Here is a 4,349-nt window from a genome sequence, read left to right on the forward strand (position 1 = left end):
GGTCGGGCACGGTCGCCCGCCCGGTGGCCCGCCTACGAGGACACGCCGTTCACCGCCGTCCGACCTCCCGCGCGCTACAGCACCGAGAGGAGCCGGCCCTTTCCCAACGGGTGCCAGGTGACCAGGGTGTTCATCTGCTCCGGTGTGTAGCACTGGGTGGTGATGACGACCTTGGAGCCCTTTGGGACCGGCACGAAGATGTACGTCCAGGTGCGCTTGTCGGCGCCGGGGTCCGTGGACGACTGCACGCTGGTGGTGTAGTCCGGGGCGCCCTGCGTCGGTTCGACCTTGACGATGAGGGTGGCCGGGGACTGGTCGGCCTCCGTGTAGATCCAGCCGCTGATGATGCCGTCGGTCTCCGCCGTGCAGGTCCTCCGGGTGGCCACCGGCCCGCTCAGGACCACCTCCGGCGGATTGATCCACCGGGCCGTCCCGGTCACCCGGAGGTCGTGGGCGTGGAGGTCGGGCTCGGTCACGGTGACGGCGGCCGAGAGCCGGTGCTCGACCGGCGTGGAGCCCTGGGCGGCGTGCAGGGTGAGGACGAACTCGGTGTCCTCGTAGAGCGCGGGCGAGACCCAGGAGAGGGCGTCGTCGACGCTGAACGGCGCGACCGTGCCGTACTCCAGGGTGTACGAGGCCTGGCCCTCGGTGGGCGCGGTGGCCTTCCACTCCAGGGTCGCCGGGGTGCCCCGGGGCACGGCCACGGCGACGGGCCGGAAGTCCGTGAAGGTCAGCCCCGGCAGCACCTTCGGCAGGCTCAGCGAGGTCGCGGCGGGCGGGTTCGCGGTGTCCTCCTCGACCCCGATCGCGCAGGTACCGACGACGTCGTCGACCGCGATGTGGGTCAGGGTGAAGACCAGCGCGCTCTCCGCGCCGGGGCTGATCTGCTTGGCCTTCGGCCTCGTCGGGGTCGCCTCGAAACGCCCCTTCCCGGGTTCCGGCTGCCGGAGCCGCCAGTTCTTGGGGGCCGTCAGCTGGACGCTGTCGGGGTTCCCGGTGAGGGAGTCGGCACCGGAGCCGACGGGCAGGGTGAAGGCGATCAGCCCGCAACTGACGACCTTGTCGGTGTCGTTGGTGACCGTGATCGTCAGTTGGGCGTCCTGCCCCTTCACCTGGAGCGGGTCCGGGGTGGGCGTCAGGGCGTACGTGAGGAGGGGAACTGAGGTGCCCGCGAGGCGTTCCCGCGGCTGGGGGTTCGTCACATCTCACCGCTCGTCGTGGGGTGGAAAGGGGTGCTGGGGTCCGGGTGGTGCCCTGATGGCCGCCGTCGCGGCGTCAGGACTTCCATGGAGGTACCAGGGCGAATCCGCCGTCGCTCACTGCGACCTGTACCGGCAGCGGCTCGCCCAGGGGGCCGGCGTACTCTCCGGGGATGAGCCCCGTGCTGGCCGCTTGGATCCCGCCGAGTTGGGCCACGTAGCACGAGGCGCCGTTGGGATGGACCGCCACGTCATACCCGCCGATGGCGAGGGTCGTCCAGGTGGCGCCGCTGTCCAGGGACACCAGCGTCTCGTCAGAGCTGGTGAGGCACACGACCCTGCCGTCGTCGGAGACGGAGACGGGCTGCCACGCGTGCGGCGAGGGGACGCCGGACAACGTGAAGTCCCCGTCGTCCGTGACGCTCGCCAGGTACCCGACGGCCGGAACATAGCTCTGTGTCCCGTCGGCTGTCACGGCGGCGGACGTGGCGAAGGTCAACTGCGGCTGATCGTCTTTCAGGAACACCCAGTCGAGTGCTCCGCCGTGGGAGATGTCACACGACGCGATGCTCTGTCCGTACCAGAAGTGGTCATTCGTGGTGTCGGCGATGAACCAGGCGCGCGACGCGGTGAACCAGCACTGCACGAGGGTCCGGTCGCCGGTGGTGAAGTCGACGTCCACCTTGACCGAGGACTTCTTGTGCGGGCCGTTCGCCGAATTCGCCATGCACATGATGGCGGTCGGATATCCCTGGAATGAGTCGGTATCGATGACGTAGATGTGGTCGTCGTCGACGTACCGTACGGCCCGGGCGTCTCCGAACCACTCCTGCCTGATGTCCGGGCCCGGGCCCTCGAACCCCGTGCTGATGGACTTGCTGAGCCCTCCTCCGTCGGTGACGACGAAGTGGTCGCGGGCCTGGTTGAACGCGAACCTGTAGTCGCGGGCGTTGAAGTCGTCGTGCGGGATCTCGGTTCCGGCGTCCACGTCGACCTCGGCCACGGTCGTGTCGGTGCCCACGTACATCGTCCCGTGGGCGATGAGATCGATCCCGTGCCACGGGCCGTCAGACGTGGCCTTCACAGCGCCGAGAGCGCCCGTACTGGGCTTGCACGCCTGGTACTTGTTGGCAACGAAGAGGTACCCCTGGTCCGCTCCGGGGTGGTGCATGGCCGAGGTGATCCCCTGGGCGAAGGCCGGGTCGATGCCGGGCCACAGGTCACCGATGAGGCCCTCCTGATCGTCCACGACGTCCTCTTCGACCAGGTCGTAGTGGACGCACCGGCCGCCCTTGAAGAACCAGGCGCTGGTGTCACCTGCCGGCAGGATCGCGTCGACACCCTCCGTGTAGGGATCGGGCAGGTACTGGAAGGCCTCGCCCGGCTTGGAGATGGGGAAGGGCCCGAGGAGGACCGCCTTCTTCTGGTAGTCGTAGTGGATCACCTGGTCACCGTGGAAGAAGTACGCCTCCGAGGTGGAACCGGGGATCGCCATGGCCACGGGATGCGCCTGGTACTCCTCGGGGAGCGCGCTGAAGGCGTCCGGGAGTACGCCGATGCGCTGACCGTGGTCGGCGGTCCAGTCATAGACGAGGTTGCCGCGCTTGCTGAAGAAGTAGCTGGTGGCGGGCGCCTCCTTCGCGAAGGGGACGCTGAGGACGCCGGTGACGTAGGGGGACGGCTTGTTCTGCATGTCGGTGCTCCTGTCCGTGATCGCGCGGCCGGTCAGTCCGCGAGGGCACCCGTGCCGAGCGGCACCCAGACCAGCTGACCGCTGTACACGACGTCGCAGGCCGCGGTGGCCTGGATCCGCGCTCCGGCGGGGACGGGGGTGAACACCCGCCCGTCCTGGTTCCTGTCCCCGCCGGCCTGGTCGGTGGACTGCACGGAGATGCTCAGCGGCGGCGTGTCCGACCCGGGCGCCGTGATGACGATCTGGAGCGTCGCCGGACTGCCCGAGTCGGTGGTCTTGATGTAGCCGTGCAGGAAGCCGTCGGTGGGGGCGGTCCTGGTCAGAGGCAGCTCCTTGACCGCGTCGAACTGCTGGACCGCCCCCAGCAGGCTCGTCGTGCCGTTGGCGGAGAGGTTTCCGACCTCCATGTCCGGGTTGGTCACGGTGACCGCCGTGGTGAGGGTGTGCTGCACCACGTCCCCGCCGGAGGTGGAGGACTGCTGGATGAGGAACGCGGTGGTGGTGTCCAGGGGCGGGGACGTCCACCGTCCGTTGCCGTTCGCGTCGATGTGGTCGTTCACCTCGGCCGACTGGTTGTCGCCGTAGTAGAGGGTGTAGTCGGCGCCCGGCGGGGGCGTGCACGTCCAGGTGAGGACGACGGTCCCGTCGTGGCCGATCGCGGCGTGGTCGGGCGTGAAGTCACTCAGGATGAGGTCGTCGGCCAGCTTGCGGACCGGGCGGGTCTGGACGGCCGTTCGCTGCGGTTCCCCTTCGTCGCAGGCAAGTTCGGTGATCCGGAGGCGCGCCGTACCGGCCTGCTCGCCGATGGGGATGCCGACGATCTCGAAGGTGTGCCGCTCCCCCGGTACGAGCGGCTCGGTGGGAGTCGCGGTGAAGGAAGCGGAGTCCTTCGCCGAGTCGTCGGAGCGCAGCCGCCAGCGGAACTCGTCGACGACCCGGAAGTCCGCGGCGTGCGTGGTGGCGCAGTCCGACGGCGTGCTGCCCACCGGCAGGGTGAAGGTGACGGAGTCGCAGGTGACCGGTGTGGCCCGCCGGTTGGCGACCGTGATCCGGAGGGTGCCGCGTCCGCCGACCGGAAGGGGCGTCGGGTGGAGCGTGTAGGTCAGGAGCGTGGGCAGGGCAGGGCTCATGGGGTTCCTCGGGTGAGTCGGAGTGGCGTGCACGTGGAGGCTCCCGCTCAGGGGGTCGCCGGGTGACCGCCGTCGCCAGCGGGGCCTCCCGTGGGCCCGCCGGTGTCCACGAGGCCTTGGGAGAGCTGCAGGTAGCCGCTGCGGACGGCCGGCGTGGGGTGGGGCAGGTGCGCGGCCGGATCGGCGGCGGTGAGCGGATAGGTGGTCCAGGAGGGCGCCGTCGCCCCGGCCTCGACGGCCTCCGGCTGGGCCCAGCTCCAGGTGCCGTGCCAGGCGGCGGGGCGCGGCACGACCAGGGTGTCGGTCCCGTCGGCACCGGTACGGGTG

4 protein-coding genes are annotated in these 4,349 nt (G+C 69.9%); all 4 read right to left on the reverse strand.

Translation table 11 applies throughout. The features are described from left to right. Positions 1 to 74: 74 nt before the first annotated feature. The gene (locus ACFU6K_RS32415) at positions 75 to 1,202 is read right to left on the reverse strand and encodes a hypothetical protein (protein WP_380669131.1); all 1,128 of its coding nucleotides are present in this window, start codon (positions 1,200 to 1,202) and stop codon (positions 75 to 77) included. Between the two features lie 73 nt (positions 1,203 to 1,275). Beyond that, entirely contained in the window at positions 1,276 to 2,892 is a 1,617-nt protein-coding gene (locus ACFU6K_RS32420) for a hypothetical protein (RefSeq protein WP_380669133.1), read from the reverse strand. A 32-nt stretch (positions 2,893 to 2,924) separates the two neighbouring features. Further along, the gene (locus tag ACFU6K_RS32425; protein ID WP_380669135.1) at positions 2,925 to 4,022 is read right to left on the reverse strand and encodes a hypothetical protein; all 1,098 of its coding nucleotides are present in this window, start codon (positions 4,020 to 4,022) and stop codon (positions 2,925 to 2,927) included. Positions 4,023 to 4,069: 47 nt separating this feature from the next. Further along, positions 4,070 to 4,349: hypothetical protein (locus ACFU6K_RS32430; protein ID WP_380669137.1), on the reverse strand; the 280-nt coding region annotated here is incomplete at its 5' end.

Origin of the sequence: Kitasatospora sp. NPDC057512, from assembly GCF_042802135.1 — a bacterium.
GTDB lineage: Bacteria > Actinomycetota > Actinomycetes > Streptomycetales > Streptomycetaceae > Kitasatospora.

What these genes read in the sequence shown, in the direction of transcription:
- ACFU6K_RS32420 (WP_380669133.1), bottom strand. Translation starts at nt 2,892, where the DNA reads ATGCAGAACAAGCCGTCCCCCTACGTCACCGGCGTCCTCAGCGTCCCC.
- ACFU6K_RS32425 (WP_380669135.1), bottom strand. Translation starts at nt 4,022, where the DNA reads ATGAGCCCTGCCCTGCCCACGCTCCTGACCTACACGCTCCACCCGACG.